Source organism: Wolbachia endosymbiont of Trichogramma kaykai, assembly GCF_045765165.1.
GTDB lineage: Bacteria > Pseudomonadota > Alphaproteobacteria > Rickettsiales > Anaplasmataceae > Wolbachia.
This window is the reverse complement of the sequence record NZ_JBJJXK010000003.1, coordinates 306,047-329,221: the sequence shown is the minus strand read 5'-3', so window position 1 is coordinate 329,221 and position 23,175 is coordinate 306,047. Positions and strand designations below refer to the sequence as shown.

Here is a 23,175-nt window from a genome sequence, read left to right as displayed (position 1 = left end):
TCACACCTTATGGAGTCTTATGATATAAGGTAAATACAATTAAGACTATTGCAACTTGAGCACTTATAATCCCATTGCTTTAGCTCTTTATTACAATCAACACATTTCCAATTTGGATCAGGGACAGCTTCTGAGTCCATCTTATTTAGCCAGTAAATTGCTTGATCATACTCTTGTAGCATAATCTTGAGCTGTACCATCACAAGGTAGATTGATATGTAATTAGCTTTTTTCATAGCAATATCTAAATGATGACTTGCAAGATCATATTTCCCTAAGCTAATTGAAGACAAAGCAAGCAAGCAATAACTAAAATAATAATCAGGGCGTAAGTTATATAGTCTTTCAGCGCCTTTATTATTTAACTTGATATACATTCTAGCTGATTGAGGAGTAGGATTTACTCTATACTCTTCCTCTAATACTGTGGAAGCTTTTCTGATTTTTTCAAGCTTGATATATAATTCTGCCTTTAAATAATTGATGGGCTGAAAAGTTGCATAATAACTTTGTGCTTTAGCTAAATAATCTATAGCTTTGTAAAAACTTCCTTTACTTTCGTATTGCTTTGCTAAAGCGCAATAAAAAACCGCTAACATCTTTTTACGATCAAAGGGAAGAAAAATATTGAATTTGATAGCTTCCTTTAACTTTGAAATTGCATTTATCCAATCTTCTTGCAATATACAATGCTCTATTTGAAAGGGAATAGACAAAATTTTATCATTAATTGAACTAGAGCAATATTCTATAAATTTTTGAAAGACTAACCTTTCTTGCTTTAGGTGAATAATCAGTTTATTGATCAGAAGTAGAGCTAAGTTGCGATTTTTACTTGCAATACTCGTTAAATTATGGCTGAAAAAGCTGTAATTTCCCGTTTTACCTAAATTAAAGAGCTTTACTAAAGATAATTTATCACTTTCTTCATTTAGATTTTTAATTAGCTTATTGGTGTTCTCTGTATTACCTAAGTCTAAGCTAAAGAAAGCTTCAAAGAGAAGCAATTCTTCCCTACTTCTTCTTCTATTTTTTATGTTAGCAAATGTTGATGAAATAGAAGAACAAAAACGTGCAACTGTAATCAATAAAAATAATAAGACTACGCAAGCAAGAATAACGAAATATAGATCAATACTTATAGTGTAATTGCCTAATTCCAATTTTATTACTTCACCACTTACCTTGATCCACATGCCAAATAAAAACGAAAAAGCAAAAATTATAAAATAAATCATGAGATGTATTGTAATAAGTGACGATATATTATTGAAGTATTCTTGAAAGCTACAATAAAATCATTCAATTTATTAAGCCATGGTTTGAATTCTGGGTATGTTAAGTCACTTATTGCGGTGGCTATGCTCTGCCAATCATTATCGCTTATTAATTCTTCAATTTCCGCAAGCTTTAACCTGAGTGGATCACTACTATCATCTATCTTTATCCAATTTGAAATGATTTTTTTAAACAAGTTACTTTTATTGTAGTTAATAGCAGTCATGTTCTTCGCAAAAGACAATTTCAACCCGCGTAAAGTATCTACCTCTTTCAAATTTTCCAATTCATTTACTGCATTTTCTATTTCTGGATCGTCAAGCTCTGATATCAAAGGCTTTATTGAATTTATATGATTATCAAACTTGGCTCCTCGCAATAACGAATTCTTCATCTTAATCACAAGTAGCAGCAACTTTGCGAGGTTCTTATGCCTTAAACTACCATCACCCTGCTCACATTGAGTGTGAAGATTTCTCTTTAAGTCAAATATCCTTTTTTCTACCCTAGATTGATTAATTTCAAGCAACATTCTAAGTTCATCTATCTTTTCCGTTAAAACACTTATACTTTCTTCACTTTCTTGCTGATTTATTTTAAAAAATATTATGTTATTTATTGTAATATAGCTGGCAAATAACAATACAATTAAGAACCAACCTATGCATTTTTTTCGAGTATCATTCATAACGTAATATCTCCGCTGGGTCTTGTGCAGCTGCCTGCAATGCAGGAGGAATTGTTGCTAAAAATGACAAGAACAATGCAAGTGCAGAAATGTTCACTACATCTTGACAAACTAATATCATTGGCAAACTTGAAAAAAAGTATATCATAGGATCAAATAGCTTGGTGTTGGTAATGTTTTCTAAAAACACTCTAATACTTTCAATATTGAGAGAAAAAACAACCCCTATAATAGAGCCAAGACAAGTTCCTGTAAAACCAATGAGCAATCCACAAGCACAAAATATGCGCATAATGCTTCCGCTTGTTGCACCAAATGTACGCATAATTGCAATTGCAGATTTCTTTTCTTGCACTATCATCATCAAACTTGAAACAATATTGAATGCTGCTACAACTATAATTAAAGTAAGAATTAAAAACATCACATTTCTTTCAGTCTTTAAAGCATTAACATAATGGCTTTGCTGAGATTGCCAACTTTCAGCTCTCATTCCTGTTTCTTTTGCTATAGCGTTTGCTAGCTTATTAGCCATAGCAATATCATCTACAAACACTTCTATACTTCTCACATTACCTTTATAATTGAAAAAAGCTTGAGCTGACTTTATGGGCATATACACCAAAGTATTATCATACTCAAACATACCCATATCAAATATTGCTACAACTTTATATTCTTTCATTTTTGGTATTTCACCAGACAATGCGTCAAATCCTTCAGGTAATATAAGCATAATGTTATCACCATAATCAACACTCAAAGCTTCTGCTAATCTTGCCCCTATTATGATACCTTCATCGAATTTTTCCACGTTACCCATAATTACATTATTCTTAACGGTAGTATTATTAAGTAAGTCTTTAATTGACACACCACGGACTACGCTACCGACAATTCCACCATTTGCTGCAACGATCACTTGATCATTGGTCATAGAAGTAGCTTTTAATACACCTGGGATTTTCTCAATAGATTTTAACACTACGCGGTAATCTGAATTTATGCTTCTATCAAAGTAAACATTAATATGGCCATTAATGCCAAGTACAGAGTCGAGCAGCTTTGCTCTGAACCCATTCATTACAGACATTACTACTATTAGCGTTGCAACTCCAAGAGCAATACCAATAATAGAAAACAAGGCCATTATAGAGCAAAATCTAGAGTTCTTTGCTCGCAAATAGCGAATAGCCATAGTAAATTCAAAGGCAATAGACATTATACTAAGATTTAAATATCATACTTTTTATGCTTCATATAACTGTAATTTTTCCTTTACCTCAAATTAGGCTGTCTAAATTTAGCAAGCTTATAGAATATATTCAATATTCTATATTAAGACCTTCAATATATATCGTCCAATCTTGCTATATCATTAGCAGATAAAAACTTTCCTACCTGAAACTCAACTATCTCAAGAGGAAATCTTGTACTTTTATTCTCAATTCTATGAAACACTTTCCTTGCAATCTCTATTACATGATTTTTCGTTATAGCATATGTTTTGTCATCTAAACTAACATATCCAACTCCTGATAGTATTATATGGTACTCATCTCTATAGTGGTGAATTTGCTTAGAAATGCAGCTTAGTGGATTTATAAAAAGATATTTTATAAGAAAATCCTTGCCCATTAAAACTACACTATAAAATCGCCATGGCTTAATCTCTTTCCTTATTGGCTTTACTTCCTTAACTTTATTAATGAACAACATTAGGCTCTTACTTGGCTGTTTATAAACTCTACCTAGTAAATTTTTGCATCATTTTCTGTCATCAAAACTGTCTCTCTTCCTTTGGTTACAGCTTGAAACGACTCAAAATTCTTATTAAATCTCTTACTTAACTCTAAAACTGAACCCCAAGTGCCAACATCCATCCAATCGAAATTGGCTTCTATCATTACAATATTTTCTGCTTTTTCTATCACTAGGTGATCAATGGATGTATCACCCATTCCTTCACAATTTTGCTGTTCTAAACACAGAAATCTCTCTCGTGGTACAAAATGCTTCATACTTTTACAACATAAATTATAGAGATTCGGAGCAATTTTTTTATCTCATCTATATAGCGTTTTGCTCTAAACACAAATATTCGAGAGTTCTAATAATGATCGTTACTTACCTTACGCTCGGGTTTTTCTGTAAAATCTTTTACTATATGACATTTTTCTTTCTGACCATATACTGCATTTATATAGCCGTATTCAGAATTGAATTCATGAGACTTTACCCCAAAAGTGACTATAGAGTCAGTTTCAGAGGCTAACTTAGACGCTTTCTCAATAGAAACATAAACTATTCAAATCACCTAGTACTGCTGCCGCTGTCCCAATTTTAACTGGTTCAAAAACTACTTTACATTCCTGTAATGCATGTAATTCCTGCATCAATAATGACTCATATTGTATAATTTGTGGTAATGATGGGTTGCATATAATCGCTTTTTAGCCTCAACAAAGTGTTGTGAAACATAGTATTCTGACTAAATATTTTCTGAAATTACCTTGGCTTAGATAGAGGCCAAAGTCTGCTGCCACTACCACCACACAGTATTACAGGGCACATTTATTAAGATATTAACATTTGATTAATATCTTATACTAACGGCAAAATGCATACAAGTTTTTATCATGAGATGATTAAAGTAAAAAGTAATTCAAAGTGATGGTTGACTACGAGCATTATGGAATCCCTACATTTCGTGATGAGTCTTGTCTTCTTTCTATCTCTCTGTCAATATGAGGAATGCTGCTTTTTTGATTAACGGCTGCAGCTATTTTTTTATCAGTTTTGTTTTGCGGCTTCTCCTTTAAGCTTTCTCCCACACCTGGTTCTCTGGATTTATCTATACTTTCACTACTTTTATCCAGCGCCTTTTCTAAGTCTCTTTCAATACCTGGACTTCTAGCGTCAAGCTCATCCCATGTACCCACTATGCTGAGTGGCTTATGATCCTTCTGCTCCGGCTTTAGCCCTTCTTCACCTTTAATAATATTAAAGTCACTTTTTGCCTCTTTCCAACATTCTTTCAATTGGTGTTTCAACATAATAAGATAAGCATTACCATACTTTTTCTCATTTTCTACAAATAATAAAATTGGAACCTTAAGTGTTGTAGCTCCCATATTTACTAAATTTTTTACTACCACTGCAGGAGTGAAAAAAAGATAACCAAAAGATTTTGCAACTCGATTTTTTCTAGCTATCAAGTTCTCTCCTAATTTAATAGGAATAAAAGTCAGCATTCTAGCACAAATCTTAGCTAAACCTGCAACAAAAACAATAGGAACAGATATCAGACTTTTATCTAGCTCTAGACTACCATTTTGATCTCTAATTTCTGAAAAATTATTGCTTAACTTTTTATAATTACTAGTGTATAGTAATTCTCCATTTCTTCCCTTTTCATCAACAAATCCATGAACTTTACCCTCTCCATTTTTTACCTTTTTCATTGGCACAGAAAAGTGAGTTAATTCAAACGGGTATTTAGGATCATTAGTTTTTTTAGCTTCAAAAATTGGAATATGTTTTTCAAGATCGATTTTTGAAAACCCAAATGGTTTATAGTAGCCATCATAATGCTTAACATCCTTGTTTTTTTCCCGATTAACTAAAAAGTCAATAGTAAAATAAGACCTATCGTCCATTTCCTTGACAAAAGCTAATTCACAGCTTGACCGCCTTCGACCTCTCTCGCCATATGAAAGTTTATATATAGTCTCACCATCACTATTCTTACTTTCTATAATTTTCCCAGATTCTACAATCTGATCGTAATTCGTTGGATATTTGCATTTTCTTCCATCTGTATAGGTCATTACCCTTCTAAGATTCTTGACATAAACTTGAGATTCAGATGAAGCAAATAAAGCTTTTGCTTTAAGTGTAAAATCTGTTACCGCTTTTTTTAACACTCCGAACATGTTGCCAAACCAAAATCGCTATAGTTCAATAATAAAACTAGTAAACTAATAATATATTAACACAAAACTAACAATTTTACAAGAAAATATGCCTATAAAAGAAAAAAGTCGTAAAAGCAAGGACTATATAAGTAATGCTTGATAAGTATTTTATGCATGTAATTGTAAAAATCCTTAGAGGTACGCTGTCTATATAATCTTCACAGACTACCTGAACTCCAAGAACTGCATGCCAAAAAATGCAAAACAGCAGTATAACAAAAAACAAAAGCTCTAGTGGATGATTAATAACCTGAAGCAATTTTTCATTAAAAGATAAAGGGCCATCAACATAAAATGTACAAGAAAATGAGTAAATAAACCAAGGAAATAAAAATAACAAAATCACCGCAGAAACACGCTGGATCCACCAATAACGTACTGAATTTACAGACTGACTCATATAAATACAAATAAAAAAGCCACAACAGAAAGAAATAGCATTATTGTTAGTAACATAGCACTTTTTGAAACACCAGCAATTTCTAAATTAAGCCCAGCATCCCACAATAAATGACGAATACCATTAAGAGAATGATACATAAAGCTTGCAAAGCATAAGATATAAGCTAATTTAGCAACAGGAGTGAAGAATAATGCATTTAAGCACCTTACTATAATTAACTTAGGGGAGTAAACATATAATATAAAATACCAAGAAAGTATGATTAATAAAAGAAATAGCAAGATACCAGTCAATCTATGCATAATAGAAAAAAAACTAGTAACTTGTACTTTGTATACTTGTAAATGCGGGGAAAGAGGCCTATTACTCATAAAATTTCGTGATCGAGAAATTAAAAAATAAAGTAGAAGTAAAGACAGCAGTATAGTACATAATGACACTATTATTTGAAATGGTGAATTACGTACAAAGCCTAAGGAGGTAATCCAGCTGCAGATTCCCCTACTGCTACCTTGTTACGACTTCACCCCAGTCACTGATCCCACTTTAAATAACTCCTTCCTTGCGGTTAGGCCATTAGCTTCGAGTGAAACCAATTCCCATGGCGTGACGGGCAGTGTGTACAAGACCCGAGAACGTATTCACCGTGGCATGCTGATCCACGATTACTAGCGATTCCAACTTCATGTACTCGAGTTGCAGAGTACAATCCGAACTGAGATGTCTTTTGGGGATTAGCTTAGGCTTGCGCACCTTGCAACCCATTGTAGACACCATTGTAGCACGTGTGTAGCCCACTCCATAAAGGCCATGATGACTTGACATCATCCCCACCTTCCTCCAGCTTATCACTGGCAGTTTCCTTAAAGTACTCAGCATTACCTGATGGCAACTAAGGATGAGGGTTGCGCTCGTTGCGGGACTTAACCCAACATCTCACGACACGAGCTGACGACAGCCATGCAACACTTGTGTAAAATCCGGCCGAACCGACCCTATCCCTTCGAATAGGTATGATTTCCATGTCAAGAAGTGGTAAGGTTTTTCGCGTTGCATCGAATTAAACCACATGCTCCACCGCTTGTGCGGGTCCCCGTCAATTCCTTTGAGTTTTAATCTTGCGACCGTAGTCCCCAGGCGGAATGTTTAACGCGTTAGCTGTAATACAGAAAGTAAACTTCCCATATTTAACATTCATCGTTTACAGCGTGGACTACCAGGGTATCTAATCCTGTTTGCTCCCCACGCCTTCGCGCTTCAGCGTCAGATTTGAACCAGATAGACGCCTTCGCCACTGGTGTTCCTCCTAATATTTACGAATTTTACCTCTACATCAGGAATTCCTCTATCCTCTTTCAATCTCTAGGCTAATAGTTTTAAAAGCAATTCCAAGGTTAAGCCTCGGGATTTCACTTTTAACTTATTAACCAGCCTACGCGCCCTTTACGCCCAATAATTCCGAATAACGCTAGCCCTCTCCGTATTACCGCGGCTGCTGGCACGGAGTTAGCCAGGACTTCTTCTGTGAGTACCGTCATTATCTTCCTCACTAAAAGAGCTTTACAACCCAAAGGCCTTCTTCACTCATGCGGCATGGCTGGATCAGGCTTTCGCCCATTGTCCAATATTCCCCACTGCTGCCTCCCGTAGGAGTCTGGACCGTATCTCAGTTCCAGTGTGGCTGATCATCCTCTCAGATCAGCTATAGATCATTGCCTTGGTAGGCTATTACTCCACCAACTAGCTAATCTAATATAGGCTCATCTAATAGCAATAAATTTTTCCCCCATAGGGCGTATACGGTATTAGTTGCCGTTTCCAACAATTATTCCGTACTACTAGGTAGATTCCTATACATTACTCACCCGTCTGCCACTAAGTTATACTATAGCAAGCTACAACATAACTCCGTTCGACTTGCATGTGTTAGGCCTGCCGCCAGCGTTCATTCTGAGCCAGGATCAAACTCTCAAATTTAGACTTCAACCTATAAAAGGTTGAGGGTACGTCGGATAAATCCGACAAAAAATAATTTAGCTTAATACTGCTGTCTTTATTTCTACTTTAGAAATATCTTAATCTCCAACTATTCAAACAACTCTAAGAACATTATTATGTGATATAATCACTATGTCAATATGTTTTTGCAAATCAAAAACATTAATGTATAAATATATAACTATTTGGAATATTACCATGAAAAAATACATCTTTCTGCTTGCACTTGCGCCAATGTTAGTTGGCATCACATTATACTTATTGCGTAACATTGATAACACAAAACAATCTATAACTGCAGGTGACAAGTTTTACGAAGTATTATTCTTAAAAAAGGATAATAACTCACTGCTAGAAGAAATAGATTCAAATTGGAGGTATTTAGCAAATTTTGAACGCGCATTCAATCATATCTCAGATTCAATGGCAACAGACATGGCATCTATTATTTATAATGATTTGGCAGACGATAAAGATGCTCCTGATGTTTTGCGTGAGTTAGCACAATACTTAGAAGTAATGAGATTACTTCACTCCAGCGGTGAAAAAACAAATAGAGATAAAATGAGTAATTTAGAATCAAATGCGGTGTATCCTTATTCAAGCCAAGAAGCTATCGCTATAGTAAAGATACACAGTAACGACATTAAAGGTGCAATTGAAATATTGCGTTCATTATTAAATGATAGAGAATGTCCGACTCTAATCAAGGCCAATGCAGAAGAATTACTTCGGATATACGAAAACTAAAAAAAACTTGCTTGCATAATAATTTGGCAGCGCATCTGATGAAATAAAGAACTTTACTTGACAAACCTCCCTATTTTATTACGGCACTAAAAGTAGTTATGACTCAAAATTTGTTTTTGACTGTAGGATCAATCACAAAATCCAGTAAAAACTTAGGTGTTTATCGGTAGATTACGTAAAATTATAGCGGTTTTTTAAATTTTTTCTATACTCAGCCAAGTAGCGCTTGTTAGAACATTATTACAGCACCACTTACAGTAATATAGAGTCAAAATTTCACTATTCAGAGGTTCCTTTTACCTTTTTATTTAGCAAGACTTCTCTATATTTAGAGTTAATATATCAAAGAATAAACTTCACTAGCAGAATGTCATTCTAGCGCTAAAATGATAAAAAGAGGATAAAATCGCAACAGCTATTGTATCAAGCACCGTTGTATTTTCTCTATATTTTAGATTACTTTGTTTATCCACTCCCTTTACCATTCAGCTACGCAGATAGTTACTACAAACCGTAAAGATGTTTAAAAGAAATCTAATTTTTTATCAACTCATACATTTCATTACCAACTTCACAACAAGGTTCTGCAGTTGGATAAAAATAATCAAAAAAAAGAATAATCCTTTAGTATTTCTGTGCTGCATCCAGAATTATAGTAAGTATCAAGCCTTCCTTTAAATATCGACAAGATTATCTTCATACTTTTTCCAAATCACCCTACCCCAAACTAGTCTACGATGTTTGATAGGTATGCATCTCGATCATTTAACCCTTTGCTCTTATATTTAACAAGCATACTTTTCATTTTAGAGTTAAGATCGAATGCTTTTATTTCAAGATCTGCACCTTCCTTCATATAATCTAAATTATTAGCTAATTTTGTATTGAAACTCTATGTAAGCTTTGCAGCCAGCTCTCTTGCTTTTCGTCTTTATTAAAGCTAGTATCAAACCAACCTCAGTCATATTTGCAACAATCACATGCTTTACACCATATTAATTTAGAACCAAATGCATTACATATTTCACTAACCGCTTTATTTCAATACTTTTTCTGCTTTAACATTGTTATAAGCAGTGGCACCCATAATATTATTCCTCGATTATAATGAAAAATAAAATCTCCTTTACCTACGTCTGGATGATGTTTAATTACTGCGTTTAGCTGATTAACTAAACGAAATTTATTGAGGAAATAAGAAAAATAGGGTTAAGAATTTCAGATGCTGTTGCATATAAAACCGCATAGTTATGATCTTGCTGTTCATAGTATCGATCAAAAAATGAGCATCTCCATGATGACTCAAATTTTCTAAACCTAAATACTTTGCTACGTATTCAACAACAGTAAGGCCATTGCTAAAATCCTCCTTAATAAAAAGGGGCATTAAGTTTCACGTTTCTTACAAAGGAGAAGTTATTAAAATTTCAGTAATTACACCATTATCAGATAAACTATCACCCAGAACATAAAAATTTTTACACTTTGAATTAGAGTTATTATTTTTATTTGCCATAACATTCAGCATCTAATCATACTGCTCTATAAAGCCTATAAAAAAAGAAAAATATGGTAGAATTATAGAATTTTGGCTGAATTTTACCTATTTTTTTTGAGCAGCCCTTCTACCTTAAAAGAAACCTCTAAGCTTTTTAGCACGGCTTGGATGTTTCAACTTACGTAGTGCTTTTGCCTCTATTTGCCTAATTCTTTCACGTGTAACATTAAAAATTTTTCCTACTTCTTCTAAGGTATGCTCCCTTCCATCTTTACCAAGGCCAAAGCGCATCCTTAAAATTCTTTCTTCTTTTGGTGTTAAAGTTGCAAGAACATTGGTCGTAATGCCACGCAAGTCGGAAAGTATTGCAGCATCCTCTGGTTTAGAAACTCGCTTATCTTCTATACAATCACCGAAGGTACTACTATCATCCTTTCCTGTTGGAGCTTCAAGACTTACCGGATCTCTTGCTATCTTCATAACTTTGCGTATTCTTTCTAGTGGCATCGCCAATTCTATACTCAATTCCTCTAATGTAGGCTCTCTACCCATTTCATGAGTCATCTTTCTTAATGCTTTGTTGATTTTACTGATGATTTCCACCATATGTACTGGTATTCTAACTACTTTAGACTGTTCAGGTATTGCCCTAGTGATTGATTGTTTTACCCACCAAGTACCATAAGTCGAAAATTTATACCCACGTTTGTAATCAAACTTATCCACAGCCTTCATAAGACCAATATTACCTTCTTGTATCAAATCAAGCAGATCAAGGCCTCTTTTTGAATACTTTTTAGCAATCGAAACCACCAGCCTTAAATTAGCCTTAATCATTTCTTGCTTTGCTTGAGAGACTTCTTGTTCATGTTTCTGTATTCTCTTGATTATCTTCTTAAAATCCTGAACTTTATCTCCTTGTACATAACTCTTAATATTGCTTAAGGCACCAGCTATATACTCATAGCTATCGTTTATAAAACTTAAGAATTGATTTTTTAATTCACCTGTAAAAAGAGATTGATTTTCATTAATCTTGAGAAAACTTATTTCACTAAACTCGTGCTCTAAAAGCACATCATCATAAACATTATACAAACTTTCTCTATCAATACCGTACTTTCTAGCTTCAGTAATAAGATTAGCTTCTTCAAACGTGATTAGTCTACTTATTTCGTAAAGTTTTTGTGTAATTCTGGTAATAGCAGCATCACTAAACTGAATTTGTAATGCTACAGACCATATTTGATTATATAAATTTTCTAGCTCATTAGAGAAATCTTTAGAATTTTTTTTCAATACCAATGCTTCATTTGTTAAAGCAATGATCTCATCCAATGCCGTGATAACCTTTGGCAATAAATCACTTTCCATTTCAAGAACAGAAATATTTAAGTTAGCTGAACTTATGTCTTCACTCTCATTTCCCTTTTCATCATTACCTTTTTCCTCATCATTAACACAATCTCTAACATCTTCAACTTCACTTTCTTCTTTGTCTACCATATTAAAATCAGAGTTATAAATTGCATCCAGATTTATAATTTCTCTCAGTAAAAAAGTTCCACCACTCAAATCATCACGCCATGTTTTGATTATTTTGAATGCAACTGATGTTTCAATTATTGCACGTAACATGCTATGCTTTTCAGATTCAATTTTTTTTGCTATCTTAATTTCATCTGCTCGTGACAAAAGCTTTACAGAGCTCATATCCTGTAAATAAATCCTTACTGGATCATCATTTTGTACTAAAGTTGTAGTAGCATTCAACGATGTCTCATCATCAAGCTTATTACCATCATCATTAGAAGGAGCTTCTTCCTCATCTTCACTACTTTCGAGCATGTTAATTCCAGAGTCTTGCAATAAAGCTATTGTATCATCTATAAAATCAGTTGAAAAATTTTCATCTGACAACTTATCATTTATATCATCAAAAGTGATAAAACCGCCCTTTCTTATACTTTTGGTTACAAGATCTTTGATGATCTTTTTCCTATCTTCCGTACCATTAACAGTTGACATCATTACCTTTACAGTTTACAATTTTACTCTTTATTTATCAAATAAACTTACAATTGGCAAGTTTATAGTTTTATTCTTAATTTATAGTTACTTGCTACTTCACATAGCTTAAGATACCATCAATTTATTCACACCCTTCTTAATTAACCAATCTCTCTATTCTTACTACCATGGACAATCCAACTGAAAATGTTGCAATTCCAACCACTATAGCAGTAAGCATTAAGACGTGAGGTATAGGATTGGTATATAAGTGAAAATTTGAAGTCAATATAGGAGGTAAAGAACTTTTTACATACCCTAAAGATATGTAAAACAACAAAACAGATGCTTGTAAGACACTTAATCCCATCACCTTTTTGATTAAGTTTTTATCATTTACAATAATATAGAAACCTAGCACCATTAATATAGTAATGCCTACATAATTATATAGAGTCATTGTTTTTTCTTGCGAGCAAAATTTATATATATGATTAACATGGAAGAAGAAACGGTAAGCAATACACCCAGTTCCACTAAGAAAATACCCAATTTTTGACCTGTTCTACTATCAGCTGACAATATACTATAGGATAAAAAATTTTGGCCAAATAAAACTGTTATAATACCAGCTCCTCCATAGGTTAAAATACCTAATACGTTGGTAAATTTGATAATAGAGTAAGGTATTGCTTTTAAAGTTGTAGGTACATCAAATAACATAGAATATAATATTATCCCAGAAGCAATAATTATTCCTGCCTGAAAACCTCCACCTGGAGTATAGTCACCATGAAACTGTATATATAAACCAAACAAGATGATAAAAGGTATCATCAAAAATGTTACTGCACTTAATACTGGATCTTTAATCACTTTCTTTCTCTTCTAATATTAACATTATACAAAGTGCAGCAGTAAAAACTACTATAGTTTCTCCAAATGTGTCATAGCCACGAAAGCTTGCTAAAACAGCTGTCACTATATTAGGAATACCAATAGCTTTTTCAGTACTTTCTACATAATAAGGAGCAACGTGCAAGTGAACTGGAGCATTATGACTGCCAAAATCTGGTAATTGGATCATAAAGTATGATAAACATGCAGTCAAAAATAACATAAAAAAAAGTGTTGTGGGGCTATGAGATAAATTTGCTTTGTAATTCTTTACCAAAGAGAGTGCTGCAAACGTAAAGACTGTGCTCAATCCTGCACCAACAGAAGCTTCAGTAATTGCAACATCTGGCGCATTCATAATCAAGTACATAAGTGCAATAAGTGCACTAAATACACACATTAGAACAGCACTTACAACCAAATGTTTCGAAAGAACTATAAAAACCGCAACCGTGAGTAACAGCAAAAGTAATATTAGATTCAGTGTTTCTAGCATCTTAACCTTCTTTCATAGTCTTTACTTTTATAATAAGTAAGCGCTAAAATATAACTGTTAGTTGAATTAGCTATCCATATTATAAAAATCAATAATATAACTTTAATAGTATTGATTGAAAATTGATTTTGCCAAGCAAAACCAATCAACAACAACATTGCGCCACTAGAATCTGCAATACCCGCAGCATGTAATCTAGTATAGAAATCACGAAATACTACTACTCCTACGCTTGAAATGACTATTAAACAAACACCTAAAAATATGAGAATGGATGCTACCATAAATTATCAAAACAACATTAATCTCATTAGCGCTATAGTTGATATAAAGCTGATGCTAGCATATAGTAACGCTATATCAATTAAAAAAAGATCATTCAGAACAACCGATATTGCTGTTATAAGTAAAACTAATTGTGTTGATAAATTATTGAATGCTAAAATCTTATTGTAAACATCACTTGACCTAAACACTATACAACATAACATTACACTCATACAGAAAAAAAGCACATAGATAGCGATACTAATCATTTATAAACTATTATAACCTCTGCAGATTTCTAAATCGGTACCTCTTCACCACTATCTTGATCATCTATTTCATCATCGCGGCTTTCTTGACTTACATCCAGACTTGTGTCAAGTCGATGATCAGAAAAATTTAACAAATTTGCTAGCTTACTTGGACTATTAATATAAGTATTATCTGTGCTTCCTTTCATGTGCTCCTTGCACCTTTTGACTAAAAGGCAAAACAACTCATGAGTACTCACCTTCTTTTCCGCTATTTCATATAAAGAAACTATCGTATCCTTATGATCTTTAAATTTAACCATTTCAACGGGATCGCTTGCCCCTGTACTCAAATCATGCGTTCTTTGACTTGCTAGCAGAACCAATTTAAAACGGTTGTGTACCTGTTCTACACACTTTTCTACAATAGACTCAACCATAAAATACTACCTTGATAAGCCTTATACTATATCACAAAAAATAAGATGTCAACTTCAGATCTATTAAGATCCAATTCTACATTCTACTTTTTCTTCTCTGGCTTTTACTGATTGATTTTCTGTTATTGTAATTGTTATTTCATGATCAAGCTTTTTCAAAAAACCTAACAGTCTCTCTAAAGAAAAACCACTTACCTTACCACTTTTAATTTGTGATACCTTTGGTTGATCAATACCAAGTTTCTCAGCTGCACAAGCTTGAGTCCAAGTATTTTTTCCTATAATTTTACTTATTATGCCAAGCAACCTTTTTTTTATTGTTTCACTATCTAGATTGTTTAATGATATTGTTTCCATAATTTTCACTCTCACATATCAACTAGCTTCATTAAATATGATATCACGATATTTAATATACCAATACATTAATAGTACATAACTTGTCAATAACTATCTGATACTCAAAGTTTTAATTGACTATAATTTTTATCAGAATACTAGTAATTTCAAACTATTATTTTGTAAAAAACTTACTATTAAAGAGAATAAGTTGAAATTGCAAAGTTTAAAATACAGAAATAATCATTTTACAAACTCGTTTTAGAGACTGTACGTGATCTCAAGAAAGGAATAAAGCCGGAGATAGAGTATGTAAATTATGAAAACAGAGCAAGATGAGTAGGAGAAAAACTAAGTAGAGTTCTGTAGAAAGAAACAAAATCAAGAATATTTAGGATGAATTTTACATAGTGTTACAGGTCCTAAAAAGTGGCTTCAGTGAATCAACAATGTTTTCAAAATGGCAAGATCATTTTAATAAATGAAGTAAAAAACATAGCGGAAGCAAAGAAAGTGTTTTGAAACGTATATAAAAAAGTAGTTGCAAAGGAACAAATAAAAGGATTTAGCTGTAGAGATCTTTGCCCTATTGTCAAAAGGTAAGTCTCTAACACTCTGATAGAAAAGTGTAGACAATTATGATAAATTCAATACTAGCCTATAAATCGCCTTCTTGCTTCCACCCCTTTGCTTCTAAAAGGATTATGAATAGACCCTTAATATCCGAAACTTGTACCTCTGTATTTTGATGTAGGGATTCATTTCAATTTTTAAAGTTTCTATTTAATGAGAATGCTATATCATATTCGTAATTTAATTTAAATATCTGTTGCTTCTGAAAGACTATTTGGTTAGTAAATAAAATCATGTCTAATACAGAAAAATGAAAAAGGATGTTGCTATAATTATGGGAAGCGAGTCGGATTATGGCACTATGGTGCATGCTATTAACCTATTAAAAGAATTAGAAATTTCACATGATATATTTATCATATCAGCACACAGAACACCAGAGAGACTCTTTAATTTTACTAAGTCTGCTCAAGAAAAAGGCTTTAAGGTTATTATAGCTGGTGCAGGAGGAGCGGCTCATTTACCTGGTATGACTGCATCGCTTACTTATTTACCTGTTATCGGTATTCCTGTGCATAGCAAACAATTAAATGGGCTAGATAGTCTATTATCTATAGTGCAGATGCCAAAAGGTGTTCCAGTTGCAACAATGTCTATAGGAGAGAGTGGAGCATGCAATGCCGCTATTACTGCTGCATCTATATTGTCGATTTCTAATAGTGAAATTGCAGATAGATTAAAAAAATGGAGAGAGGAGCAAACTCAAGCAGTAAAAGAAAAACCAACATTATAATGGCAATAGTTCTTTTAGATACAAAAACCATAAATCGTATAGCAGCAGGAGAGGTAATAGAAAGGCCTGCAAGTGTGGTAAAGGAATTAGTGGAAAATGCAATAGATGCCAGAAGCTCAGAGATAGAAATTAAGATAGAAAGTGGTGGGCGTAACCTCATTACTGTAATCGATGATGGTAGCGGAGTAAAAAAGGATGATTTAGAACTTGCGTTTATGCGCCATGCTACTTCAAAATTGAGTGACAGTGAATTGATAGAGATCAAGCATCTTGGCTTTAGAGGAGAAGCTTTGCCCTCAATTGCAGCAGTAAGCAGAATAAAATTATCATCTAAGGCAAGCAAAGCGGATCAAGCATGGTCTATAAGGTATGAGGGGGGAGAAAAAATAGGAGAGCTTGTTCCTTATCCTTTATCGATAGGAACATATATTGAAGTACGAGATTTATTTTTTGCCACACCAAATAGACTAAAATTTCTCAAAACCGAAAGGGCAGAAACACAAAGCATTGTTGATATTGTAAACAACTTAGCAATGATCAATTATGGAATTGAGTTTACTCTTATCTCCGATAATAAGAAGCTTCTTAAGTATGCTAAGCAGACCTCATTATTTAGCAGGCTATGCGAAGTAGAAAAAGAATTTCATGAAAACTCTTTACAAATTAGTGAAGAAGAAGATGGCATTAGACTTACAGGATACATCTGTAAACCTACTGTCAATCGTAGCAATTCAACTCAGATCTATACATTTGTTAATGGTAGACCAATTAAAGATAATCTACTTATTGGTGCAATTCGTTATGCGTATCACGACCTTATTCCAAACAATAGATATCCTTTCGCAGCGCTGCACTTAGAGATACCGTATGATCAAGTTGATGTAAATGTTCATCCAAATAAATCAGAGGTAAGGTTTCAGAACAAGAGACTAATATATGAAATAGTGAGAAGGGGGCTAATAAAGGTGCTATCAAAGAGAATAGATCTTGTAGAAACTGTATTGGTCCAGACTGGAACAACAACGAATCATCTATCATCAGATCCTTTTAGTAGGTCTAGTCTTAAAAATAAATTCTATGGAAGAAGGTCGGATCCTTTTGAAAACCAGTTAATGAGAGAATTTACTTCACCGAATATAGAGACAAAAAGCTTATCAGAGCATTCAAAATCGTTTGATTATACTGGTATGCAAAAATCTCCTCCACGAGCAGAAACTACAATTTTGGAAAGGAAACAAACCGATCTGATAAGGGACCATCCACTTGGGTTTGCACACTGTCAAATCTACAATACTTACATTATTGCTGAGGTAAGAGACAAACTAATTATAGTAGATCAGCATGCAGCCCATGAAAGACTGGTATACGAGTGCTTAAAGGAAAAATCAAGTATAAAAAGACAAAAACTTCTTTTGCCTGAAATGGTTAAAATCAAAAATCAAGCTGGAATGGAGATGATTAAAACTTATAAAGATAAACTTTTTGAGATGGGTTTTGAGATTGAAATTAAATCAGAAAATAAGATCATAGTAAAAGAAGTGCCTGCAATCTTAGGGGCAGTAGACACAAAGAGAATACTCATTGATATAGTGGATAGACTAACAGAAATAGAAGATACATTACCTATAGAGGATAAGGTGAATAAAATACTAGCCACAATTGCTTGTTATGGATCAATAAGAGCAGGCAGAAAAATGAAATTGGAGGAGATGAATGAATTATTGAGGCAAATGGAAAAGACACCTTATTCTGGACAATGTAATCACGGAAGGCCAACCTATATAGAAATGAAATTAAGCGACATTGAAAAGTTATTTGAGCGAAGGTGAGAAGTTATCACAAATATGTATAGATTATACAACTCTAGTTTCGTCATCTCAAAACTCAGATACACAATTGTTTGAACATTGTAATTTGCATAGTAGATAATGTCATTCCATCACTTGACAATGATTTATTATGCAGCTACCTGATTAAAATTAAGTTTCCTAAATCCCAGGCATTGTCTTTTATGTTGATAATTAATATACAACTAACGATACTTATCAAAAACGACAATAAAGAATTCAAAAAAAAAGCTAGAAATTCTGTAGAACTGACCATAACATATAGAAAAAAGGAAGTGTATGATCACATCCTTCAATCTGATCATTGATTTGTAAACAAAATAGTTTTGCATTTTTTGATAAGATTAAGTAATATCAGCGTATTAGTTATACAATTAATAATTTATGGATGAGCGTAATCCTTGGAATCTTCGAAAGAAACCCTCAGGTCCAGGTAATGAAGATATTTTAAGTAAAGCTGTGTCTGATATAAGACGCTTTTTTAATGGCTTAAACAGAAATAGGGGGAAAAAACCTTATTTCATCACTTTCATTGTTTTGTTTTTTTATTCTTGTACTGGTTTCTATATTGTCCATCCGAGTGAGGAAGGTATAGAACTTACTTTTGGCAAATATTCCAACACAGAAACATCTGGTTTGCGTTATCACTTTCCCTACCCTATTGGCAAGGTTTTTAAAGTGAACGTTAAAGAAGTAAATCGTGAAGAAATTGGGATAAGCAGCTCTTATGGGCGAGATACAGATCGTGGTGAAGGAGTGATGCTTACCGGAGATGAGAACATAGTCAACGTTAACTTTGAGGTCCAATGGAGAGTCAGGGACGCTAAAGATTATTTATTCAAAGTACGGGATTATAAACCTGGTTTTAGCGTTAAAAATGCTGCTGAAAGTGCTATGAGAGAAATAATAGGTAAGAATACGATCTCTTTCGCACTCGAAGGTCAAGGCAGGGCTGAAATTTCCAGAGATACTAGAGTTTTATTGCAACATATTCTTGATGGATATCAAATGGGTATAGAGATTTTATCCGTTCAAATGAAAAAAATTGATCCACCAGAAAAGGTGATTAGCTCATTTAGGGATGTACAAAGTGCTCGCGCAGATAAGGAGCGTACCATAAACGAAGCATACGCTTACAGCAATGATATTATACCTCGTGCAAAAGGTGAAGCAATAAAGATAAAATTAGATGCAGAGGCATACGAGAATGAAATAATAAATGAAGCAAAAGGTAATGCAAATCGCTTTTTATCTCTTCATGAAGAATATAGACAAAATCCTTCTCTTGTTAAGAATCGTATCTATCTTGAAACTATGGAAAATATTTTTAGCAAGGTAGATAAGTTTGTTATAACAGACGATCTGAAAGGTATGTTCTCTTATTTACCCCTTACAAATCTAGGAAAATAGTCATGACTAGTAATATTAAAACTGTTTTTGCTTTTGTATTTGTTGTGTTGTTGATTGCATTGTCTAATTCAATCTTCGTTGTTCAAGAAACAAAACAAGCAATAGTTATACAACTCGGTAAAGTCGTAAAAGATGTTAGGGACAGTGGTTTATATTTTAAATTGCCATTTATAAATAACGTAGAATTTCTTGATAAGAGAATTTTAGATTTAAGTCCTGATAAAACTCCAAGGGAAGTGATAACTGCAGATCAAAAGCGTATTATAGTAGATGCTTATGCAAAATATAAAATAATAGATCCTATTACTTTTTATCAAACTGTAAAAAATGAATCAGGGCTAGTTAGAAGATTATATCCTGTCATAGAAGCTCACATAAGGGAGAATATAGGAAGATTTTCATTAATTAGTTTGTTGAATGAAAAGAGATCAGAAGTTATGCAATTAATTCAACGTGGAGTTTATTCTGAAGCTGGAAAATTTGGCATAGAGATAATAGATGTAAGAATTAAGAGAGCAGACCTACCAGAAGAAAATAGTTCTGCAATATTCCGCCGCATGCAAACTGAAAGAGAAAAGGAAGCAAAAGAAATTAGAGCAGAAGGAGAACAAGCTGGACAAGAAATTAGATCAAAAGCTGATAAATTAAAAAGGGGAATTGTTTCTAGTGCAGTAAAAGAATCACATGAAATAAGAGGCCGTGGTTATGCTGAAGCAACTAGAATCTATAATGAGGCATTCAAGGTTGATGAAGAGTTCTTTAACTTTTATCGCTCTATGAAAGCTTACAGTAAATCATTTGCTGAGGGTAATACTAAATTTGTGCTTTCACCAAATAATAATTTCTTAGATATTTTGAACAAGGGATGGAAATAGTTTATGAAAAGTAAAGCATTTGTTTTATCTATATTTGCATATTTTTTAATTTCATTTTCTTCATATGCTAATCTGTTTGAAAAAACAGTTGCAGATCCTGTATGTAGTTGTAGTAAAGGGCTTGCTGATATAGTGGAAGAACTTATTCCCGCAGTTGTAAATATTTCAAGTGAGCAAATAGTTAAGCAAGAAAATAACAGTAGAACTAAAATTCCCTTTACGCCAAGAAATAATTTCTTTGATGACTTTAGAGAATTTTTCGAGCATTTTGATCAGTTTTTCGATAGAGCTCCTAGCATTAATAGGGAAGTGACGTTACTTGGGTCTGGATTTATTATAGATAAAAGTGGAACCATAGTGACCAACTATCACGTCATTAAAAATGCCCAAGATATTACAGTTACTATGAACGATAATACTTATTTCAAAGCAGAAGTTTTAGGCTATGATGTAAAAACTGATCTTGCTGTGCTTAAGATTAATTCTGATAAAGATCTTCCTTTTGTTGAATTTGGTAATTCTGACAAAGCAAGAGTTGGTGATACAGTTATTGCAATAGGTAACCCTTTTGGTTTGGGTGGCTCTGTAAGTACAGGAATTGTGTCTGCAAGATCTAGAGACATTAGTATTGGTACTATGAATGAATTTATTCAAACTGATGCTGCAATTAATAGAGGTAACTCAGGGGGACCACTCTTTCATCTGAATGGAAAAGTTATAGGTATTAATACTGCTATTTATTCTCCATCTGAGTCTGGCGGTAACGTGGGTATAGGCTTTGCTATACCATCTAATCTAGCTATTTCAATTATTGACACATTAAAAAGTGGTAAAAAAATAAAACATGGTTGGCTTGGCGTGCAAGTTCAGCCTATGACAAAAGAATTTGCTGAGTCCTTGAGTTTGAAAGATATCAAAGGTGCATTAGTTGCAAGCGTAGTAAAGGGCAGTCCTGCAGAGAAAGGAGGAATCAAAGTAGGTGATATACTATTAGAGTTTGACGGCAAAAAAATTGATAGAATGACTCAATTACCTCATATGGTTTCACGGACTAAGCCCGGAAACAAAGTACAGGTTAAGTTACTTAGAAAAGGTAAAGAAGTCAATATCAAGGTTGCAATCGAGGAATCTGCAAACGATGATTCAGGTAATAATCAAGAAGAAAATAAATCAACATCTAGTTATATAAGTGGTTTAACCGTTTCAAATTTGCCAAAAGAACTAAAAAACAATGCACCCACAAAGGGTGTAGTAGTTACTAGTGTGGATAGTAGTAGTAATTCTACACTACGTGTTATTAAGAAAGGTGATATAATTATTCAACTAGATGGAATCAATATTGAAAATACTGATGATTTTCAAAAACAAATTGATTCAGCAGTAAAGAAAGAAGGCAAAGATTCAGTAATGTTGCTTATTTACCGCAATGGAAACCAGTTTTTTACTTCAATCAAATTGAAGAAGTAGCTATTTATCTAGCTGGTCATGAAAAAAATGGAATAACTCCAAGTATTAATCAAGTTGTTACCTAATTTTCTTCTAACAGAGCCCATCTGTATCCTTTAGCAGCAGCTATAATGGAAGAAGATTAGCGTAATTCCATAGGATTTTCAGAAAGAATAGCACATTTTTTGGTGAGCGTGTAAAGCGAGAAGATTCTTTAAAAGCGTTAGTTAAGGGCATACAAGGTCCTCCAGGTCAAAAGGGCGAACCAGGTCGTAACGGTGAAAGGGGTTCAAAGGGCGAACAAGGTTCCAAAGGTAATAAAGGTGACCGAGGTTTTCCTGGTCCAGAAGGTTCTAAAGGAGATACTAGCTCAAAAGGTGAGAAGGGAGATGCCTCAAGTGCTATAGAAATTACAACTGAATTAGTTACCAGTAAAAAAGCCAAGCTAGGAGAAGCAGTTCTTAACGCAAATGGTATCAAAGGTGAAAATCTTGCAACTCAGATTGCCGGTAAAATTAATCTTAATTCGCAGGAACTTGTGAATAAAATTGATGTAGCAAAACTTACTGAAGGAGTAGTAAGTAAACTTTCTTTAGAGGAAGCAAAAAACATTATAAAAGATACTGTGAGTAAGATAACAAGCGATTCCATAAAGAAAAATAATCCCGATCCTATAGCCTTCCAAAAATATAAAATTGCAGAAAAGCTTGCTAAACTACTTGTTGATAGAAGCAGTATGAGCGAGATAGAAGCTCACAATCTTATAAAAGGTAAGGTGAGCGATTGGGCACTTGCTAAGTATCTTCTGCTTCATAGTGCTTTAAATAAGCAGCCAAAGACTCTAGAAATCATGAAGAAAGAAATAGAAAAGGAAAATTAGTTAAGTATTTGCTTGAGTATGCGAAATTAAAAGGCGATGTGAATGCAGCAAAAACAATA

22 protein-coding genes, 1 rRNA gene and 1 pseudogene are annotated in these 23,175 nt (G+C 33.5%); 7 read left to right on the top strand and 17 right to left on the bottom strand.

Annotated features, from left to right (window positions below; all coding sequences use genetic code 11):
• Positions 1 to 17 precede the first annotated feature (17 nt).
• From wTKK_RS03745 to wTKK_RS03695, 8 genes and pseudogenes are all read right to left on the bottom strand, one after another.
• Complete coding sequence (locus wTKK_RS03745) at positions 18 to 1,238, bottom strand: tetratricopeptide repeat protein (RefSeq protein WP_407512146.1); 1,221 nt, start codon at positions 1,236 to 1,238, stop codon at positions 18 to 20.
• On the bottom strand, positions 1,235 to 1,966 hold the full coding sequence (locus tag wTKK_RS03740) for a hypothetical protein (RefSeq protein ID WP_407512143.1): 732 nt from the start codon (positions 1,964 to 1,966) through the stop codon (positions 1,235 to 1,237). Before wTKK_RS03740 ends, wTKK_RS03745 begins: the two co-directional genes overlap by 4 nt.
• Positions 1,959 to 3,188 carry a lipoprotein-releasing ABC transporter permease subunit gene (locus wTKK_RS03735; protein ID WP_407512141.1) on the bottom strand — a complete coding sequence of 410 codons (1,230 nt, stop codon included), beginning with the start codon at positions 3,186 to 3,188 and terminating at the stop codon, positions 1,959 to 1,961. The genes wTKK_RS03740 and wTKK_RS03735 overlap by 8 nt, the downstream gene beginning before the upstream one ends.
• Before the next feature lie 125 nt (positions 3,189 to 3,313).
• A pseudogene (locus tag wTKK_RS06265) lies at positions 3,314 to 4,540 on the bottom strand (sugar phosphate nucleotidyltransferase).
• A 116-nt stretch (positions 4,541 to 4,656) separates the two neighbouring features.
• Positions 4,657 to 5,901, bottom strand: coding sequence for a hypothetical protein (locus wTKK_RS03710; protein ID WP_407512135.1), 1,245 nt, complete (start codon positions 5,899 to 5,901; stop codon positions 4,657 to 4,659).
• A gap of 76 nt (positions 5,902 to 5,977) precedes the next feature.
• Positions 5,978 to 6,343, bottom strand: a complete 366-nt coding sequence (sdhD, locus tag wTKK_RS03705; protein ID WP_407512133.1) for a succinate dehydrogenase, hydrophobic membrane anchor protein — start codon at positions 6,341 to 6,343, stop codon at positions 5,978 to 5,980.
• Entirely contained in the window at positions 6,340 to 6,717 is a 378-nt protein-coding gene (gene sdhC, locus wTKK_RS03700) for a succinate dehydrogenase, cytochrome b556 subunit (protein ID WP_407512131.1), read from the bottom strand. Before sdhC ends, sdhD begins: the two co-directional genes overlap by 4 nt.
• 102 nt (positions 6,718 to 6,819) lie before the next feature.
• Positions 6,820 to 8,323 (bottom strand): 16S ribosomal RNA (locus wTKK_RS03695).
• Positions 8,324 to 8,476: 153 nt separating this feature from the next.
• Here wTKK_RS03695 and wTKK_RS03690 point away from each other — a divergent pair.
• Positions 8,477 to 9,094 (top strand): hypothetical protein, encoded by a 618-nt coding sequence (locus wTKK_RS03690; RefSeq protein ID WP_407512130.1) that lies wholly within the window; start codon positions 8,477 to 8,479, stop codon positions 9,092 to 9,094.
• Between the two features lie 727 nt (positions 9,095 to 9,821).
• Here the strand turns inward: wTKK_RS03690 and wTKK_RS03685 are convergent.
• From wTKK_RS03685 to wTKK_RS03645, 9 genes are all read right to left on the bottom strand, one after another.
• A complete protein-coding gene (locus wTKK_RS03685) occupies positions 9,822 to 9,950 on the bottom strand; it encodes a GDSL family lipase (RefSeq protein WP_407512128.1) in 129 nt (42 codons plus the stop codon).
• Between the two features lie 774 nt (positions 9,951 to 10,724).
• Positions 10,725 to 12,620 carry an RNA polymerase sigma factor RpoD gene (gene rpoD, locus wTKK_RS03680; RefSeq protein WP_407512238.1) on the bottom strand — a complete coding sequence of 632 codons (1,896 nt, stop codon included), beginning with the start codon at positions 12,618 to 12,620 and terminating at the stop codon, positions 10,725 to 10,727.
• Between the two features lie 139 nt (positions 12,621 to 12,759).
• Positions 12,760 to 13,062, bottom strand: coding sequence for a cation:proton antiporter subunit C (locus wTKK_RS03675; RefSeq protein ID WP_407512126.1), 303 nt, complete (start codon positions 13,060 to 13,062; stop codon positions 12,760 to 12,762).
• Positions 13,059 to 13,478 (bottom strand): Na(+)/H(+) antiporter subunit B, encoded by a 420-nt coding sequence (locus wTKK_RS03670; protein WP_407512125.1) that lies wholly within the window; start codon positions 13,476 to 13,478, stop codon positions 13,059 to 13,061. The genes wTKK_RS03675 and wTKK_RS03670 overlap by 4 nt, the downstream gene beginning before the upstream one ends.
• The gene (locus wTKK_RS03665) at positions 13,471 to 13,995 is read right to left on the bottom strand and encodes a DUF4040 domain-containing protein (RefSeq protein ID WP_407512124.1); all 525 of its coding nucleotides are present in this window, start codon (positions 13,993 to 13,995) and stop codon (positions 13,471 to 13,473) included. The genes wTKK_RS03670 and wTKK_RS03665 overlap by 8 nt, the downstream gene beginning before the upstream one ends.
• Positions 13,989 to 14,279 (bottom strand): monovalent cation/H(+) antiporter subunit G, encoded by a 291-nt coding sequence (locus tag wTKK_RS03660; RefSeq protein ID WP_407512122.1) that lies wholly within the window; start codon positions 14,277 to 14,279, stop codon positions 13,989 to 13,991. The genes wTKK_RS03665 and wTKK_RS03660 overlap by 7 nt, the downstream gene beginning before the upstream one ends.
• A 6-nt stretch (positions 14,280 to 14,285) precedes the next feature.
• A complete protein-coding gene (locus wTKK_RS03655) occupies positions 14,286 to 14,531 on the bottom strand; it encodes a monovalent cation/H+ antiporter complex subunit F (RefSeq protein WP_407512120.1) in 246 nt (81 codons plus the stop codon).
• Between the two features lie 29 nt (positions 14,532 to 14,560).
• Positions 14,561 to 14,953 carry a DNA-directed RNA polymerase subunit omega gene (gene rpoZ, locus wTKK_RS03650; protein WP_407512119.1) on the bottom strand — a complete coding sequence of 131 codons (393 nt, stop codon included), beginning with the start codon at positions 14,951 to 14,953 and terminating at the stop codon, positions 14,561 to 14,563.
• A 63-nt stretch (positions 14,954 to 15,016) separates the two neighbouring features.
• Complete coding sequence (locus wTKK_RS03645) at positions 15,017 to 15,310, bottom strand: helix-turn-helix domain-containing protein (RefSeq protein ID WP_407512118.1); 294 nt, start codon at positions 15,308 to 15,310, stop codon at positions 15,017 to 15,019.
• Positions 15,311 to 16,199: 889 nt separating this feature from the next.
• Here wTKK_RS03645 and purE point away from each other — a divergent pair.
• The 6 genes from purE (at position 16,200) to wTKK_RS03615 (ending at position 23,116) form a co-directional block, all read left to right on the top strand.
• Positions 16,200 to 16,658, top strand: coding sequence for a 5-(carboxyamino)imidazole ribonucleotide mutase (gene purE, locus wTKK_RS03640; protein ID WP_407512117.1), 459 nt, complete (start codon positions 16,200 to 16,202; stop codon positions 16,656 to 16,658).
• Positions 16,610 to 18,487 (top strand): DNA mismatch repair endonuclease MutL, encoded by a 1,878-nt coding sequence (gene mutL / locus wTKK_RS03635; protein WP_407512116.1) that lies wholly within the window; start codon positions 16,610 to 16,612, stop codon positions 18,485 to 18,487. The genes purE and mutL overlap by 49 nt, the downstream gene beginning before the upstream one ends.
• A 402-nt stretch (positions 18,488 to 18,889) precedes the next feature.
• Positions 18,890 to 19,915 carry an FtsH protease activity modulator HflK gene (hflK, locus tag wTKK_RS03630; RefSeq protein WP_407512115.1) on the top strand — a complete coding sequence of 342 codons (1,026 nt, stop codon included), beginning with the start codon at positions 18,890 to 18,892 and terminating at the stop codon, positions 19,913 to 19,915.
• Between the two features lie 2 nt (positions 19,916 to 19,917).
• Positions 19,918 to 20,790 carry a protease modulator HflC gene (hflC, locus tag wTKK_RS03625; RefSeq protein ID WP_407512114.1) on the top strand — a complete coding sequence of 291 codons (873 nt, stop codon included), beginning with the start codon at positions 19,918 to 19,920 and terminating at the stop codon, positions 20,788 to 20,790.
• A gap of 3 nt (positions 20,791 to 20,793) precedes the next feature.
• Positions 20,794 to 22,257 carry a DegQ family serine endoprotease gene (locus wTKK_RS03620; protein ID WP_407512113.1) on the top strand — a complete coding sequence of 488 codons (1,464 nt, stop codon included), beginning with the start codon at positions 20,794 to 20,796 and terminating at the stop codon, positions 22,255 to 22,257.
• Positions 22,258 to 22,774: 517 nt separating this feature from the next.
• A complete protein-coding gene (locus wTKK_RS03615; RefSeq protein WP_407512111.1) occupies positions 22,775 to 23,116 on the top strand; it encodes a hypothetical protein in 342 nt (113 codons plus the stop codon).
• Positions 23,117 to 23,175: the final 59 nt, after the last annotated feature.

Excerpts from the sequence above, each read along its gene's own strand:
- wTKK_RS03745 (WP_407512146.1), bottom strand. The coding sequence starts at position 1,238 with ATGATTTATTTTATAATTTTTGCTTTTTCGTTTTTATTTGGCATGTGG.
- wTKK_RS03740 (WP_407512143.1), bottom strand. The coding sequence starts at position 1,966 with ATGAATGATACTCGAAAAAAATGCATAGGTTGGTTCTTAATTGTATTG.
- wTKK_RS03735 (WP_407512141.1), bottom strand. The coding sequence starts at position 3,188 with ATGTCTATTGCCTTTGAATTTACTATGGCTATTCGCTATTTGCGAGCA.
- wTKK_RS03710 (WP_407512135.1), bottom strand. The coding sequence starts at position 5,901 with ATGTTCGGAGTGTTAAAAAAAGCGGTAACAGATTTTACACTTAAAGCA.
- sdhD (WP_407512133.1), bottom strand. The coding sequence starts at position 6,343 with ATGAGTCAGTCTGTAAATTCAGTACGTTATTGGTGGATCCAGCGTGTT.
- sdhC (WP_407512131.1), bottom strand. The coding sequence starts at position 6,717 with ATGAGTAATAGGCCTCTTTCCCCGCATTTACAAGTATACAAAGTACAA.
- wTKK_RS03690 (WP_407512130.1), top strand. The coding sequence starts at position 8,477 with ATGTCAATATGTTTTTGCAAATCAAAAACATTAATGTATAAATATATA.
- wTKK_RS03685 (WP_407512128.1), bottom strand. The coding sequence starts at position 9,950 with ATGAAGGAAGGTGCAGATCTTGAAATAAAAGCATTCGATCTTAACTCT.
- rpoD (WP_407512238.1), bottom strand. The coding sequence starts at position 12,620 with ATGTCAACTGTTAATGGTACGGAAGATAGGAAAAAGATCATCAAAGAT.
- wTKK_RS03675 (WP_407512126.1), bottom strand. The coding sequence starts at position 13,062 with ATGACTCTATATAATTATGTAGGCATTACTATATTAATGGTGCTAGGT.
- wTKK_RS03665 (WP_407512124.1), bottom strand. The coding sequence starts at position 13,995 with ATGCTAGAAACACTGAATCTAATATTACTTTTGCTGTTACTCACGGTT.
- wTKK_RS03660 (WP_407512122.1), bottom strand. The coding sequence starts at position 14,279 with ATGGTAGCATCCATTCTCATATTTTTAGGTGTTTGTTTAATAGTCATT.
- wTKK_RS03655 (WP_407512120.1), bottom strand. The coding sequence starts at position 14,531 with ATGATTAGTATCGCTATCTATGTGCTTTTTTTCTGTATGAGTGTAATG.
- rpoZ (WP_407512119.1), bottom strand. The coding sequence starts at position 14,953 with ATGGTTGAGTCTATTGTAGAAAAGTGTGTAGAACAGGTACACAACCGT.
- wTKK_RS03645 (WP_407512118.1), bottom strand. The coding sequence starts at position 15,310 with ATGGAAACAATATCATTAAACAATCTAGATAGTGAAACAATAAAAAAA.
- purE (WP_407512117.1), top strand. The coding sequence starts at position 16,200 with ATGGGAAGCGAGTCGGATTATGGCACTATGGTGCATGCTATTAACCTA.
- mutL (WP_407512116.1), top strand. The coding sequence starts at position 16,610 with ATGGAGAGAGGAGCAAACTCAAGCAGTAAAAGAAAAACCAACATTATA.
- hflK (WP_407512115.1), top strand. The coding sequence starts at position 18,890 with ATGGATGAGCGTAATCCTTGGAATCTTCGAAAGAAACCCTCAGGTCCA.
- hflC (WP_407512114.1), top strand. The coding sequence starts at position 19,918 with ATGACTAGTAATATTAAAACTGTTTTTGCTTTTGTATTTGTTGTGTTG.
- wTKK_RS03620 (WP_407512113.1), top strand. The coding sequence starts at position 20,794 with ATGAAAAGTAAAGCATTTGTTTTATCTATATTTGCATATTTTTTAATT.